Here is a 14,259-nt window from a genome sequence, read left to right as displayed (position 1 = left end):
TATAGGCGGATTCGCGCGCGCGGCAATCGGCAATCAACCGCGAAGGCTGATGATCTCAATTACAAATTCGTCATGTTCCCAAAGGGGCGCGTTCGGATCGAGTTTTCAGTCGTCGTCGTGCTCTGTGGACGGATAAAGGCAAAACTCGACTTGATAGCCGAGTGCCGAAACCAGCGCCATGGTCGAGGGTTTGAGACCAAGGCTCAAGGCCGTCATTGTCGCACTGTCAAAATGGACGGCAATGCGGACGCCATGACCATGGCCAAGCACCCGCAGCGCCGAAAGCTGCGTCGCATACGCATCGACATGCAGCGCCACGAAGGCACACGCATCCGGCTGATCCACCGTCAGCTGTGGTGGCTCGGCCAGCATGCCGCCGCTCTTTCCACAGCGGCATTTCCAGTCCGGATTGGCCGCGGTGAACACATCGAAGGCCTGCGTGCGCTCCCCCTTGATCAGGATGTCGAATTCAAAACCGATAGCGCTCACGTCGATCGTCCCGGGAGATAGCATGCGAAGCTCGGAGGCGGCCTATTCGGCCGCCTCCTCCTTTTGGTTTGCACCATCGCCATCATCAGCGATGAAGCCGCCGGACTGTCTCGACCAGAGGTCGGAATACAGACCGCTGCGGCTGATCAGCTCGGCATGGCTGCCGGTTTCGACGATCTTGCCGGCTTCGAGGATGACCAGCCGGTCCATCTCCGTCAGCGTCGACAGGCGGTGGGCAATCGCGATCACCGTCTTGCCCTTCATCAGGGCAAACAGGTTTTCCTGGATCGCGGCCTCCACTTCCGAATCGAGCGCCGAGGTCGCTTCGTCGAGGATCAGGATCGGCGCGTCCTTCAGGAAGACACGGGCAATCGCGATCCGCTGCCGCTGGCCGCCGGAGAGCTTGACGCCGCGCTCGCCAACCTGCGCATCGAGCCCCTTGCGGCCCTGGTTATCCTCGAGCAACTCGATGAAGTCCCAGGCATTGGCCCGCTTGGCAGCGGCGATGATGTCGGCATCGTCAGCCTCGGGGTGACCATAGGCGATGTTGTCGCGGATCGAGCGATGCAGAAGGGACGTATCCTGCGTCACCACGCCGATCTGCGCGCGCAGGCTGTTCTGCGTTGCCGCGGAAATGTCCTGCCCGTCGATCCGGATCGTGCCGGATTCGAGATCGTAAAAGCGCAACAGCACATTCATCAGCGTCGTCTTGCCGGCACCTGAGCGTCCAACCAGACCGATCTTTTCGCCCGGCTTGATGTCGAGCGAGAGGTTGTCGATCACGCCCTTGTTCTTGCCGTAGTGGAAGCCGATGTTTTCGAACGCGATGGCGCCCTGCGGCGCCTTCAGCACCTTGGCATCGTGATTGTCGACGATGTCATGTGCCTTGGTCATCATGCTCATGCCGTCATAGACGGTGCCGATGTTTTCAAACAGCGCCGAGACTTCCCACATGATCCACTGCGACATGCCGTTGATACGCATGGCGAGCGACACGGCAATGGCGATCGAACCGACCGACATGCCGCTGGTCATCCAGAAATAGATGCCGAGCGCCGAGATCGCAAACAGCGCGATGCAGTTGTTGGTGTAGACGAGCACATGGAACAGCGTCACCTTGCGCATCTGCCGGTGCACGGTCTGCAGGAACGCATCCATGCTTTCCTTGGCATACACCTCCTCGCGGCCGGCATGCGAAAATAGCTTGACGGTGGCGATGTTGGTATAGCTGTCGACGACGCGGCCGGTCATCATCGAGCGCGCATCCGCCTGATCCTTGGAGATCTTGCGCAGGCGCGGCACGAAATATGTGACGATGCAGACATAGATGATGATCCAGACGATCAGCGGCGCGAGCAGCCGCCAGTCGGCCGCAGCGACCACCACCAGCATCGAGATGAAATAGGCGACGACGTAAACGAAGACGTCGAGGATCTTCATCACCGTTTCGCGCACGGCAAGCGAGGTCTGCATCACCTTGGTGGCGACACGGCCGGCAAACTCGTTGGCGAAAAAGGTCATGCCCTGCCGCAGCAGATAGCGATGCATCTGCCAGCGTGCGATCATCGGATAATTGCCGAGCAACACCTGGTGCATGATGATCGAATCGATCGCCACCACCGTCGGCAGACCGATCAGGATCAGCGCACCCATCCAGATCAGCTTGGTGCCTTCGCTCTGCAGGAACGTGTCCTGCTTGGCCGAAGACAGCCAGTCGACGACATTGCCGAGGAACTGGAACAGGGCCACTTCGCCGACCGCGATCAGCATGGTGCAGATCGACATGGTCAACAGCCAGGGTGCCGCAGGCTTGGTATAGTGCCAGCAGAATGCGAACAGACCTTGCGGCGGAACCGTGGGTTCCTCGACCGGATAGGCATTAAGGCGGGATTCAAACCAGCCGAACATGATAGGCTCCTTCAGGAATCCAGTGAAGGAAGGCGGGGAAGCCCCGCATTCATCGATTAGACATTAAAAACCGGAAAACAACTCAATCTTGCATACGAAACGTGTTCGTCCGGAAAGCGGGCGGTCGTGCGCAAGAGTTTAAAAAAAGGAAAAGCGCGAAACCGGTCAGCCCAAGCGGACTGGAGGCACAGCCTGGAGGCTGGTGATCATTCGAATATCCATGTAAGCCTCCTGTGGTTCGCGTTGCAGATGCTGCAGACATAGATTGATTTGTGCCGGTACGCCAGATTGGCGATGGCGTTTTTTTCATCATTTTTGTCTCAACCAGGATTCTGTTGCCATTACGGCACAGATTGATTACGGCCATTGATGGACCCCATAAGACTTGTTGATATGTCATCCCATTCGCTCCGCATCGCCCTCTATCAGCCCGACATTCCCGGCAACACCGGGACGATCCTTCGCCTTGCCGCGTGTCTGGGTCTCGCCGTCGATATTATCGAGCCGGCGGGCTTCGACCTGTCGGACAAGAACCTCAAGCGCGCCGGCATGGACTATATCGCCTCGGTCACGCTGACCCGGCACGTCAACTGGCAGCGTTTCGAAGAAGCCCGGCTTGCCGAGGGCCGCCGGCTGGTGCTGGCCTCCACCAAGGCCGCCGAGCCCTACACGCGCTTCCGGTTCCAGCCGAACGATACCCTGCTGTTCGGCCGCGAAAGCGCTGGTGTGCCGGATCACGTCCATGACAAGGCGGACGGGCGCATCATCGTGCCGATGGTCGAGGGGCAGCGGTCGCTGAACGTTGCCATGTCTGTGGCGATGATCGCTGGCGAGGCGATCCGGCAGGTCAACGGCTAAACCTGCCGCCCAGCCTTATGCCGCGACCCCGCCATAGGCATTTTCGGCCCGGGCAGTCTTCAGCGCCCTCGCCCACCATTTCAACCGCCGCAACATCACCATCAGCCCGGCCCTGGCTTCTACCGCCTTGAACGGATTGCCGGCCGCATCGAACTGTGCCCAGACATTGGCAAAACTGACGGTATCGCGGATCGTCACCGTGTGCAGCTCGGCAAACACCTGGCGCAACTGCTCCACCGCGCGCAGCCCTCCCGAGACGCCGCCATAGGAGATGAAGGCAACCGGTTTTGCGTGCCAAGGCTCATAACAACTGTCGATCAGCTCCTTGAGCGGAGCCGGATAACCGTGATTGTATTCCGGGGTGACGACGATGAAGGCGTCGGCCTCGGCAATCCTTTCCTCCAGCGCTTCGGCATTCAGCGTCACATCGCCGGCCGCTCCCTTGAACTCAAGGGGATCGATGAGGCTGACCCGGAAACCGCTTTCGGCCCACAACTCCGTCAAGACCCAGTTGACGACCGTGTCGCAGAAGCGTCCTTGCCGGGCACTGCCATAGACGACGGCGATGGTCATTTTCTCGTTCATGTCTGCGAAAGCTCCGTTGTTGATCGATGGAGCTGATGGTATAGAACCTAAACTAAAGTTGAGGTCAACAGACATGCCGGAAAAAGATCGAACCGACCTGCCCCGCCGCGAACTGACGGTCGGAGAGGTCGCCGCGCGCAGCGGCGTCGCGGTATCGACGCTGCATTTTTACGAGACAAAGGGCTTGATCAAGAGCAGGCGCAGCCGGGGCAACCAGCGCCGCTATCCGCGCAGCGTGCTGCGCCGCATCGCCGTCATCAAGATCGCCCAGCGCACGGGAATTCCGCTAGCCGACATTCAAAGGGAACTCTCCGCCCTGCCAAACGACCGGCAATTGCTGACGAGCGACTGGGCGCACCTGTCTGAGCACTGGAAGGCTGATTTGAATGAGCGCATCGCCAAGCTCACCGCATTGCGCGATCAGCTGACATCCTGCATCGGCTGCGGCTGCCTTTCCATGCGCGACTGTCCGCTGCGCAATCCATACGACACGCTGTCGGAAAAGGGTGCCGGCGCCTATCTCATCGAGCATGCCGGTGAGGAACCGGAATAGAGATACGGCGCCAACGGAGAGCCAGCGGATTGAGCCCTCAATCGGCGCTGGGCAGGCGGCGCATGGTGAATTCGATCTGGTCGCCGTCGAGCTGACGCCAGCTTTCGACCTCGGTCCAGTAAGCGGCTTTCGGCCAGGAATCGAACCACTCCTGCGCCTTCTGACGCGCATGCGTGCGATCGAGCCGGAACGTCTCGCGCACGAACAGACCGTCACTGCGTTGCGGATCGCCATTCCGGTGCCGGGCGATCTGACGTTTCAAACCGTCGAGCGGCGGTCCTGCGGGAATTCTTGCCATAAGCTCACCTTTCGCCAGTCGAGCCTCTTGCCTAGAAGATAGGGAGATATTTCTGCTTTTGCGAGCCGAATCGCCTGTCCGCCGCCTGCGGCAACCTGACCGCTTGAAGCCTGCACAGTTGCAGCTGTGGCAAAAATATGAACTGTCGGCCAATATGCGAATCGGCGCTCTTCTTGCCGCTTGAGGCCCCGCCAAACAGGATTACTTTTCATGGAACGACCCAACCTGCCGCAGGGATTGCCTGCGGATATCGAAGACAAGAAGGCCAGAGCAACAGCGTGGTTTCAATCCCTGCGGGACAGCATCTGCGCCGCGTTTGAAACCCTCGAGGACGAACTGGCAGGCCCATTGTCCGACCGCGAGCCGGGGCGTTTCATCGGCAAGGACTGGTTGCGCGACAAGGGAGCCGGCGGCGGCGGGCGCATGTCGATGATGGACGGCCGCGTCTTCGAAAAAGTCGGCGTTCATACGTCCACGGTCTACGGCGAATTCTCACCGGAATTCCGCAGCCAGATTCCAGGTGCGGAAGAAGACCCGGCGTTCTGGGCCTCCGGCATTTCGCTGATCGCCCATCCGGTCAATCCAAACGTTCCGGCCGTTCACATGAACACACGCATGGTCGTCACCACCAGCCACTGGTTCGGCGGCGGCGCCGACTTGACACCTGTGCTCGACAGCCGCCGCACACAGGCCGACCCGGATACGATGCTGTTTCACAAAGGCATGGAGATCGCCTGCAAGCGGCATCCGGTTGCCGATCACGCCCGCTTCAAGCAATGGTGCGACGAGTATTTCTTCCTGAAACACCGCAACGAACCGCGGGGCACCGGCGGTATCTTCTACGACTGGCTGCATTCCGATGCGGAGAAAGGCGGCTGGGAAGCCGACTTCGCCTTCACCCAGGACGTCGGCAAGGCGTTCAGCCTGATCTACCCGAAGATCGTGCGCGCCAATTTCAACAAGCCCTGGAGCGAGGAAGACCGCGACGAGCAGCTGGTACGCCGCGGCCGCTATGTCGAGTTCAACCTGCTCTACGATCGCGGCACGATTTTTGGGCTGAAAACCGGCGGTAATGTCGATTCGATCCTGTCATCGCTGCCACCCGTGGTCCGCTGGCCTTAAAGCCGGATTGCACGAACGAAAAATCCGTCCGTTTGCGCGGCCGGATTTTTGTTGTCTGAAGGATGCGTATCAGTCGCAGATCTTGATGCGGCGGATATGCAGGTTGCCCCACCGGTCCCAGCGCTTCACCTTCTTGATGTAGCAGGACGGCTCATAATAGCCGCCGCCGTAATAGTCGCCGCCATAGTAGCCGGTGTTGTAGAAGCCGATCGAAAACCCGCCATGGTGACGGCCGTGATGGCCATGTCCGCCGGCCTGCGACGGAGCGGCGAACGAGACGGCGGCAATGACTGTGACGGCGGCAGAAATGATGAGCTTGCGCATGTTGATGTTCCCTCTGTTGGTTCCTGATGAGTTCGTCTCATCCAGTGACCCAACACTCTCATGCGCCACGTATCCGCGCTGTTTCGAATGGAACAGGTCCGAACAAAAGCGTCTCGACCGCGTTATCGGCAGATAACCGGATGGGAGAACTGAGCCATGGTGTTCAAAGAGCGTACGTTTTACGGCAAAACCCCTGAGGAGCTTTTCGAGGGCGATCAGGCCGACCTGGAAACGCGGGTCGCCAACTGCCTGGCGACGGTGGACGGGCTCGATGCCTCGGATGTGTCCCTGGTCTCGAAGGGAAATATGATTGTGCTGAGCGGTACGGTCGCAACGATTGAAGAGGCCGAGCGGGCGGAAGAAGCCGCAAACACCGTCGAAGGTGTTGCGGAGATCGTCAACCGGATCGTGGTTTCCTGATCAGATCGCTTTCAGCGTCCAACTGACGATTTCGCCTGTCACCTGCGCGAATGCGCCGTCAAGACCCGCGACGAAGGCGGGCGCCCCGCTGCCACGCACCGGAACGGTCGCGCGGAAAGCTTTTTGCGCACCGACGGTGCCATTGCGGTCATTGAGAATCTTGGCGAAAATCTCGACGACGGCCGTATCGGAGCCATCGGTCGAAATTTCGAACGAGCGGATTTCGGTTATGACCTGATAATCGATAGCCAACCCCTCGCCCGGCTTGCCGACGCCGCCGATCTTGCCGGTATTCTCGAAGGCTTGTACCAGCTTTGCCTGGACCATCTTCGGCAGACGGTCGCTCCATTGCGATTTTGCAAGATACTGGATTTCCGAACTCGACAGCCGGATCACCACCTGATCGCTGTCAAGCGCTTTCAGCGCAGTCGGCTCGGGAACGAGTATCTGCTTCCTGGTCGAAGACGGACCTTCGATAGCCGGCGAAGCAGACAGGCTGTAGGTGTCATTGTTGGCCTTGCCGGCGCAGGCGGAAAGCACAGTGATCAACAGAAATGCGGAACAGGCCCGGATCAAACCTGCCTTTCGCCCAAACGACACACCGGAAAAAATCATTTCAAACACTATCCTTCGCCAATCAGCAGCAACGTAGAGGCTGATCCGCTCAAAACAAGCCAAAAAGCAGCCAAACCAGCGCGGACAGAGTAAAAATCCGGCAAGGCTTGCAGCCTTGCCACGCAAACGTCACGCTTATCTCAGCAATACCCGATTCGGCAGCACCTTTAACGGCAATTCCGGATTTGAATGACCGTTCGGGACTTCGGTTCAGCGGCGCGTGCGCCCGTCATACTGCTTCACCGTTTCGCCGCCGAACAGCAGCCGCTGCGGATCCTTGTCGAAGGTCGAAATCGTCGTATCGAGCGTGTTGACCGTCCGGCGCGTATCGCTGACCAGGGCCTCGATATCCCGCAGGCCGGAGCCGGAGAAGCGCTTGAGGTTTTCAGCGATCGGGCCGATCTGCGCATTCAGGTTATCGGCCACCTTGCGGAACGATTGGAGCGTTGCACGGGCATCCGCAGACAGCGATGGCGCGTCTGCATCGCCAAGGAAGCCGTCAAGCTTGACCAGGATGCCATCGACGCGGCTGGAGGCCGCATTCAGCTTGTTGGCCATCTGGGTGACATCGGTGATCGTCTGGTCGATATCGTTTTGCCGGCCCTTGATCCGCTCGGCGAAGTCCGCCACCGAGGCAACCGCCTTGCGGGCATCGGCGCTGGCAGCCGAGACGTCGTTGACGGCTCCGGAAACTTTTTGCGGGTCGATGGAGGCGATCAGCGTATCGACGCGATCAAGCGATGCCGTGGCCTTTTCGCCAAACCGTTCATAGGTCTCGGCCGTCTTCCTGAACGAGGCGATGGTGTCGGCAACGCCTGTGGACGCCGCACTCAGATCGTTGCTCACCTTCTCTACATTGCTGACGATGTGGTCGATCTTCCTCGGATCGACCGATTTCACCAGAGTGTCTGCTGCAGTCAGTGTCGAATCGAGCTTGCTGGCTGCAGCGGTGATGGAGGTCGACAGCGCACTGACGCTCTTCAGGAATTGATCGATACCTTCCGAATTGTCGGCCAGCGACCGGGTGAAACGTTCGGCATTGGAGATCGTCTCGGTCAACGGTCCGCGCACGTCCTTGACGAAGCCCTGAATGTCGCCGATCGCCGTGTTGGCCCGGTCGAGAATCTTGTCTGCGGTGGCCAGAAGACTGGTGACGCTGGACTGGTCGGCGGTCAGCTGCGCGGATGTGCCGGTATCAAGAGCCTTGCGCAGGATGTTCTCGTCTCCCTTGTTGCCGCCGCTGAGTTCGATATAGGCAGCACCGGTCAAACCTTGGATCTCCAGCGTCGCCGTCGTCGATTTCAACACCGGCGCATCGGCGGACACCTCGGTCACGGCAACGGAATAGCGCGGATCGTTGGAATTGATGGCGAGGCTGCGGACCGAGCCGACGGGGATGCCGTTGAAGCGCACCGGCGAGCCGACGCTTAAACCGTTGGCGGATCCGGGAATACTGATGACCAGCTCCGCCATTTCGCCGCTTCGGCCATATTGAGACATCCAGTAGACAAAGCCGAAGGCCGCGAAGATGACCGCGATCGTGAAAAATCCGACGATGGCGTAATTGGCTTTTGTTTCCATTGCTACCGGTACCCTTGGGGGACGCCGCCAATGCGGCTCCTTGCTTCAATTAATCAGTCGGCTTCAGTCAAGCATTCGTACAACGTCTCAATCATGCAGCGCTGTCAGGAAGCCTTCTTGTCATCCTCGCGCACGATTGAACGCGCCCGCTTGCCCTGGAAGTAGGACGTCACCCACTCGTCGTCGCAGGCCAGCATGTCCTCGATCGTGCCTTCGACCAGAACCTTTTTCTTGCCAAGCACTGCAATCCGGTCACAGACCGAAAACAGGCTGTCGAGGTCGTGAGTCACCATATACACGGTCAACCCAAGGGTGTCGCGCAGTTTGGCGATCAGGTTATCGAACTCGGCTGCCCCGATCGGGTCGAGCCCCGAGGTCGGCTCGTCGAGAAAGACGAGGTCGGGATCGAGCGCCAACGCCCGGGCCAGAGCAGCGCGCTTGATCATGCCGCCGGAGAGTTCGGAGGGGAATTTGTCGGCCGCTTCCGGCGCCAGCCCCACCATGTCGATCTTCAGCCGTGCCAGCTCATCCATCAGCTCCTGCGGCAGATTGAGATATTCCCGCATCGGTACCTGGATGTTTTCCTTGACCGTCAGCGCCGAAAACAGCGCGCCATGCTGGAACAGAACGCCAAGACGCATATCGAGTTCCATGCGCTCCTCTTCGCTCACCGCATCATATTCGACGCCGAGAATCTCGATCGAGCCGGACCGGCGCGGCAAGAGGCGCAACACGGTCCGCATCAGAACCGACTTGCCGGTGCCGGACGCGCCGACGAAACCGAGAATTTCGCCGCGATAAATATCGAGGTTCAGTTTGTCGAGGACGATATTCGAACCGAAACCGACGGTCAGATCCTTCACCGACAGGATGACCTCCGTGCCGTTTTCGCCGGCTTGCCTGGGCACGTCTGCAGTCATGTCTTCCCTCGGATCCACCGGCAAAACCTCTTCCATCAGAAATTGATCGCCGCATAGAAGATCGCAAACAGGCCATCGACGAGAATGACCACGAAGATCGACTTCACCACCGATTGCGTCACGTGTTTGCCGAGCGATTCGGCACTGCCACCGACTTTCAAGCCTTCGACAGCGGCCACGACACCGATGATCAGCGCCATGAATGGCGCCTTGATCATGCCAGCCAGTACGGAGGAAAAATCCACCGCCTCCTGCAACCGTGCCAGGAACGTCGCGAAGGTGATCCCGGAATAGCTCCAGGTGACGACAGCTGCCCCTGTGAGAGCAGCGAAATTGGCGATGATCGTCAGGAGCGGCAGCGCAATGGTGAGCGCGACGAGCCTTGGAAACACCAGAACGCCGATCGGGCTCAGCCCCATCACCTTCAGCGCATCGATTTCCTCGCGCATTTTCATCGAGCCGATTTCGGCCGTGATCGCACTACCGGAACGGCCGGCGATCATGATCGCGGTCAGCAGCACGCCAATTTCGCGCAGCTGCAGAATGCCGACCAGATCGACGACGAAAAGCTCGGCGCCGAAATAGCGCAGCTGGAACGCCCCCTGCTGGGCAATGATCGCACCGATGAGGAACGACATCAAAAGGATGATCGGCACTGCCTGGACGCCCATGCGGTCGATCTGGCTGACGATCGCCGCCGGCGACAGGCCGCTATGGCGGCCAAGCTTCAGCTGCGCGCCACGCACGGCCGATCCGAGAATGAACATCGCCGCAACGGTGTCTTCCCAGGCGGAGACCACCGAATTGCCGATAGGGGTAAAAATGCGAATGAAAAGCGAGCCGGGTTTCTTCTCTTCGGTGGCTGATTCCGGCAGCATTTCCGGCAGGGCATTCATCAGTTCGAGATAACGCGGCTTGTCGCTCGTCAGCTTCACCTCGCCGATCTGCGTCATGAAGCGGCGAATAACCCATGCGCCAGCCGTATCCATGGCGGTGACTTCGCTCAGATCGACCTCGGCGGGGTCGCCGCCCTTTGCGGCGAACGCATCCAGCTTCGGCGTCGCCAAGTGAATGGAGACGCTGCGCCAATCGCCGCTGAAACGATAAGCCCGGTTGCTGCCATCGTCAGCTTCTGCGAGCTGCACGTCGGTGTCGGTTTTCTCTTGGGAACGCGTCACGTCTGTTGGGTCTTCCGGAGATGGCTGCATTTGATAAAACGTCAGCGACTCATAGCCGCTTGAGCCCGGTCTGTCACCGATGGAAACGTTTCTGGACCAAACGGTTGGCCGCTGCGATATCGATGCCACAGGAGAACACCATGACCCGTTTGATGCAAACCGCTGTCGAACACTTCCCGATCGCCGGCAGTTTCACGATTTCGCGCGGCAGCAAGACCACCGCCTCCGTGGTCACCTGCCATATTTCGGAGGGCGTTTTTGCCGGCATGGGCGAATGTGTGCCCTATGCACGCTACGGCGAAACCATCGACAGCGTGCTGGCGGAAATCGAAACCATCCGGCCGCGGATCGAGGCGGGCATTGACCGCAACGAACTCCGGCAAACCATGAAGGCCGGTGCCGCACGCAATGCCGTCGATTGCGCGCTCTGGGATCTTGATGCGAAGAAAGCCGGCGCGCGCGCTTTTACCCTGGCAGGACTTGCCGACCCGGCGCCGCTCACCACTGCCTACACGATTTTGCTTGGCGAACCGGAAGCCATGGCGGCGCAGACCGCGCAACATGCCCATCGGGCGCTCCTGAAGATCAAGGTCGGAACCGCCGACGACGCCTCGCGCATTCGCGCCGTACGGGCAGCAGCCCCTGACAGCGCTATCATTCTGGATGCCAATGAAGGATGGACGGAGGTCAATCTTGCCTATCATTTTGATGTCTGCGCCGAATCAGGCGTCGCGCTGATCGAACAGCCCCTGCCCGCCGGAGATGACGCCCTGCTTGCATCCGTTCACCGCCCGGTGCCGGTCTGCGCCGATGAAAGCGTCCACAAGACCGAAGATCTGCCGAAGCTCGTGGGGCTCTACGATGCCGTCAATATCAAGCTCGACAAGACCGGTGGCCTCACAGAGGCCTTGCGCATGCGCGATGCGGCGCGGGCGCTGAACCTCAAGATCATGGTTGGCTGCATGGTCGGCACGTCGCTCGGCATGGCGCCGGCTGTGCTTTTGGCGCAGGGCGCCGATTTCGTCGATCTCGACGGACCGCTGCTTTTGGCCCGCGACCGCGAGCCCGGCCTGCGCTACGCCGATTCGCTGGTCTTTCCGCCCCTTCCTGCCCTCTGGGGCTGAAGGTACCAGGCGGCAAAGGCAGAACAGCAACCGATGAAGGCAACGACGGACATCGAATAGAATCCGTGGACGCCGAACCAGGTATAAAAATAACCAGATGTGAAGGTAAAGATCGCCGAGAATACGCCGGTGTAGAAGAAATACAGTCCCTGTGCCGAGGACTCCTGCTCTTCGGGAACCCGCTGCACAAGAATGTTCTGCATGCCCGTATGCATGATCGCATAGGTGAACGCGTGGAAACATTGCAAGGCGAAATAGCCACCGAAGCCGAGGTCCATCGGAAAGATGATCCAGCGCACGACGGCAAGCACGCAGCCTGAAAAGATCATCGTCCACAGGCTGAACCGCCGGATGATCATCTTGGCGCAGAAGAACATGAGAACTTCGGCAGCGACCCCGGCGCTCCACAACAGGCCGATCTCGGTGCCGGTAAACCCGATATGCTGCCAGTAGATCGCCGAGAAGGCGAACAGCATCGCGTGGCTGCCGTTGACCAGCGTCACGCCGATCAAAAGCAGTTGCAAATCGAGTTTGCGCAACGCCTTCGGCGGCGGTTCCGTCAGCGTCGTCAAGGTCGATGGCCGGCGCGGTTTTCCGACGCGCGGCGCGATGAAGGTCAAGAGAATCATCAGGATGAAACCGCCGGCCATCGCAGGCAGCACCATCGAGCCGCCATACCACCCGACCATCACGCCGCCCAGCATCGTTGCCCCGATGAAGGCGACGGATCCCCAGACGCGCATGGTCGCATAATCGTAGCCCCAGCGGCGCACGCCGGTCAGCGCGATCGCCTCGACGATCGGCACATAGGGCGCATAGACGCCGCCCTGCACGGCATAGATGATCAGCACGAACCAGAAGCTATGGGATACGAACAGCGCCAGCGCCGTCAGTAGCGACAGGACGGCCGACCAGATCAGAACCTCGGCGCGCTCGCCGATCCTGTCCGCCAAAAGCCCGACAAGAGGCGCCGTGATGACGCGCACGAACATCGGCAAGGCAAGGATGATGCCGATTTCGAAATCGCTCAGCGACAAGGTACTCAGCCAGACCGGAAAATACGGCATGGCAAAACCGTTGACGACGAGAGGCGCGCAGAAGAGCAAGGCGATGCGCGGCACGAAATAGCGCGGCGCTTCCTCGTGAAAGGGAGGCGGAGATGAGGGAATCATGGAAGGACCTGACAGTTGCGTCCATGATTTATCACGACGCCCGAGAACAGCGCCAGCGGCTAGTTTTCCCTACTCTCGCAGATACCTGCGGTTTTATGCCGCCTGTTGCGAAAGAGCCCGTGCCATCATCATTTCCACTTCGGCCGTGTCTTCGCGAACCGCAGGCACGTTGCTCAATTCCCGCCAGGTGATCAGCTCCATGGTCCCGTCATGGTGCTCGGCTATCGCGGTGCAGCTTTCCACCCAGTCGCCGGTATTGATGTAGCGGATGCCGCCGATATCCTCGATCACAGCGTGATGGATATGGCCGCAGATGACGCCGTCGGCCTTTTCGCGGCGCGCCTCGTCGGCGACCACACGCTGAAATTCGCCGATGAAATTGACCGCGTGCTTGACCTGCTGCTTCGCCCAGGCCGAAAACGACCAGTAGGGCATGCCGAGACGGCGGCGGATGGCGGCAAGCCCGATATTGATGACGATCGCTGTGTCATAGGCCCAATCGCCGAGATAGGCGAGCAGGCGGGCATTGCGCACCACCACGTCGAATTCGTCACCATGCAGCACCAGATATTTACGGCCGTCCGCCGCCTCGTGCATGTGGCGCTGGGCGACCTCGATGCCGCCGAAATGCACGCCCGGGAAATCCCGCATGAACTCGTCGTGATTGCCGGGAATGTAGATGATGCGGCTGCCCTTGCGCGCCTTGCGCAACAGCTTCTGGACGACATCGTTGCACGATTGCGGCCAGTACCAGCTGCGCTTCAGCCGCCATCCATCGACGATATCGCCGACGAGGATGATCGTCTCCGCCTCGGTGGCCCGCAGGAAATCGAGGAGGTAGTCGGTCTTTGCGGCTTTCGATCCCAGATGAACGTCGGAAATGAACAGGGTCCTGAAACGCCGCGGTTCTTGCTCTTTCTCGGTCATCTTGCCTCGCAACGGTCTATCGTGCCTCTCTTCTAAGCCTTCAAAAACAGACTCTTGTTTCAGGAGCATGACAGCCTGTGGAACCACCGGTAACGCCGGAGAAACACCTGTTCCTGAAAACCAGGGATAAACGCCCGTTTCGAAACTGTACGGAGCCGCCTTTTCATGCAAAAAGAGCCGCGACG

Annotated in this window: 16 protein-coding genes; 5 read left to right on the top strand and 11 right to left on the bottom strand. The window is 59.7% G+C overall.

The window, feature by feature from the left end:
• Positions 1-105: 105 nt before the first annotated feature.
• Together ACP7E6_RS04265 and ACP7E6_RS04260 are read right to left on the bottom strand one after the other, a co-directional pair.
• Complete coding sequence (locus ACP7E6_RS04265) at positions 106-489, bottom strand: hypothetical protein (protein WP_426228190.1); 384 nt, start codon at positions 487-489, stop codon at positions 106-108.
• A gap of 42 nt (positions 490-531) precedes the next feature.
• Positions 532-2,397: an ABC transporter ATP-binding protein gene (locus tag ACP7E6_RS04260; protein WP_426228188.1), complete on the bottom strand. Its 1,866-nt coding sequence runs from the start codon at positions 2,395-2,397 to the stop codon at positions 532-534.
• A gap of 393 nt (positions 2,398-2,790) precedes the next feature.
• On the opposite strand from ACP7E6_RS04260, the gene ACP7E6_RS04255 reads away from it, so the two are divergent.
• Positions 2,791-3,255 (top strand): tRNA (cytidine(34)-2'-O)-methyltransferase, encoded by a 465-nt coding sequence (locus tag ACP7E6_RS04255; protein WP_426228186.1) that lies wholly within the window; start codon positions 2,791-2,793, stop codon positions 3,253-3,255.
• Between the two features lie 15 nt (positions 3,256-3,270).
• On the opposite strand, the gene ACP7E6_RS04250 is transcribed toward ACP7E6_RS04255, so the two are convergent.
• The gene (locus ACP7E6_RS04250; RefSeq protein WP_426228184.1) at positions 3,271-3,840 is read right to left on the bottom strand and encodes an NADPH-dependent FMN reductase; all 570 of its coding nucleotides are present in this window, start codon (positions 3,838-3,840) and stop codon (positions 3,271-3,273) included.
• 73 nt (positions 3,841-3,913) lie between these two features.
• Here ACP7E6_RS04250 and soxR point away from each other — a divergent pair, with 73 nt between their 5' ends.
• Entirely contained in the window at positions 3,914-4,393 is a 480-nt protein-coding gene (soxR, locus tag ACP7E6_RS04245; protein WP_426228182.1) for a redox-sensitive transcriptional activator SoxR, read from the top strand.
• 37 nt (positions 4,394-4,430) lie between these two features.
• On the opposite strand, the gene ACP7E6_RS04240 is transcribed toward soxR, so the two are convergent.
• Positions 4,431-4,691 carry a hypothetical protein gene (locus ACP7E6_RS04240; RefSeq protein WP_426228180.1) on the bottom strand — a complete coding sequence of 87 codons (261 nt, stop codon included), beginning with the start codon at positions 4,689-4,691 and terminating at the stop codon, positions 4,431-4,433.
• Between the two features lie 210 nt (positions 4,692-4,901).
• Between ACP7E6_RS04240 and hemF the strand changes: the two genes are divergently transcribed.
• A complete protein-coding gene (gene hemF / locus ACP7E6_RS04235; RefSeq protein WP_426228178.1) occupies positions 4,902-5,813 on the top strand; it encodes an oxygen-dependent coproporphyrinogen oxidase in 912 nt (303 codons plus the stop codon).
• 69 nt (positions 5,814-5,882) lie between these two features.
• Here the strand turns inward: hemF and ACP7E6_RS04230 are convergent, their stop codons facing one another.
• Positions 5,883-6,137, bottom strand: a complete 255-nt coding sequence (locus ACP7E6_RS04230) for a sulfur globule protein precursor (RefSeq protein WP_426228176.1) — start codon at positions 6,135-6,137, stop codon at positions 5,883-5,885.
• 156 nt (positions 6,138-6,293) lie between these two features.
• On the opposite strand from ACP7E6_RS04230, the gene ACP7E6_RS04225 reads away from it, so the two are divergent.
• Entirely contained in the window at positions 6,294-6,557 is a 264-nt protein-coding gene (locus ACP7E6_RS04225; protein ID WP_426228175.1) for a BON domain-containing protein, read from the top strand.
• Here ACP7E6_RS04225 and ACP7E6_RS04220 read toward each other — a convergent pair whose 3' ends face one another.
• The 4 genes from ACP7E6_RS04220 to ACP7E6_RS04205 all read right to left on the bottom strand — a co-directional run bounded on the left by ACP7E6_RS04220 (position 6,558) and on the right by ACP7E6_RS04205 (position 10,851).
• The gene (locus tag ACP7E6_RS04220) at positions 6,558-7,172 is read right to left on the bottom strand and encodes an ABC-type transport auxiliary lipoprotein family protein (protein WP_426228173.1); all 615 of its coding nucleotides are present in this window, start codon (positions 7,170-7,172) and stop codon (positions 6,558-6,560) included.
• 210 nt (positions 7,173-7,382) lie between these two features.
• Complete coding sequence (locus ACP7E6_RS04215; RefSeq protein ID WP_426228171.1) at positions 7,383-8,753, bottom strand: MlaD family protein; 1,371 nt, start codon at positions 8,751-8,753, stop codon at positions 7,383-7,385.
• Between the two features lie 104 nt (positions 8,754-8,857).
• The gene (locus ACP7E6_RS04210; protein ID WP_426228169.1) at positions 8,858-9,673 is read right to left on the bottom strand and encodes an ABC transporter ATP-binding protein; all 816 of its coding nucleotides are present in this window, start codon (positions 9,671-9,673) and stop codon (positions 8,858-8,860) included.
• A gap of 35 nt (positions 9,674-9,708) precedes the next feature.
• The gene (locus ACP7E6_RS04205) at positions 9,709-10,851 is read right to left on the bottom strand and encodes an MlaE family ABC transporter permease (protein WP_426228167.1); all 1,143 of its coding nucleotides are present in this window, start codon (positions 10,849-10,851) and stop codon (positions 9,709-9,711) included.
• 140 nt (positions 10,852-10,991) lie between these two features.
• Between ACP7E6_RS04205 and dgcA the strand changes: the two genes are divergently transcribed.
• A complete protein-coding gene (dgcA, locus tag ACP7E6_RS04200; RefSeq protein ID WP_426228166.1) occupies positions 10,992-11,975 on the top strand; it encodes an N-acetyl-D-Glu racemase DgcA in 984 nt (327 codons plus the stop codon).
• Here dgcA and ACP7E6_RS04195 read toward each other — a convergent pair.
• Together ACP7E6_RS04195 and ACP7E6_RS04190 are read right to left on the bottom strand one after the other, a co-directional pair.
• Complete coding sequence (locus ACP7E6_RS04195) at positions 11,927-13,147, bottom strand: MFS transporter (RefSeq protein WP_426228164.1); 1,221 nt, start codon at positions 13,145-13,147, stop codon at positions 11,927-11,929. The genes dgcA and ACP7E6_RS04195 overlap by 49 nt on opposite strands.
• A gap of 93 nt (positions 13,148-13,240) precedes the next feature.
• On the bottom strand, positions 13,241-14,074 hold the full coding sequence (locus tag ACP7E6_RS04190) for a UDP-2,3-diacylglucosamine diphosphatase (RefSeq protein ID WP_426228162.1): 834 nt from the start codon (positions 14,072-14,074) through the stop codon (positions 13,241-13,243).
• Positions 14,075-14,259 lie beyond the last annotated feature (185 nt).

It is taken from the genome of Pararhizobium sp. DWP3-4 (assembly GCF_049898205.1).
Taxonomy (GTDB): domain Bacteria; phylum Pseudomonadota; class Alphaproteobacteria; order Rhizobiales; family Rhizobiaceae; genus Pararhizobium.
The sequence above is the reverse complement of the archived record's forward strand: the minus strand, read 5'-3'. Positions and strand labels throughout refer to the sequence as shown.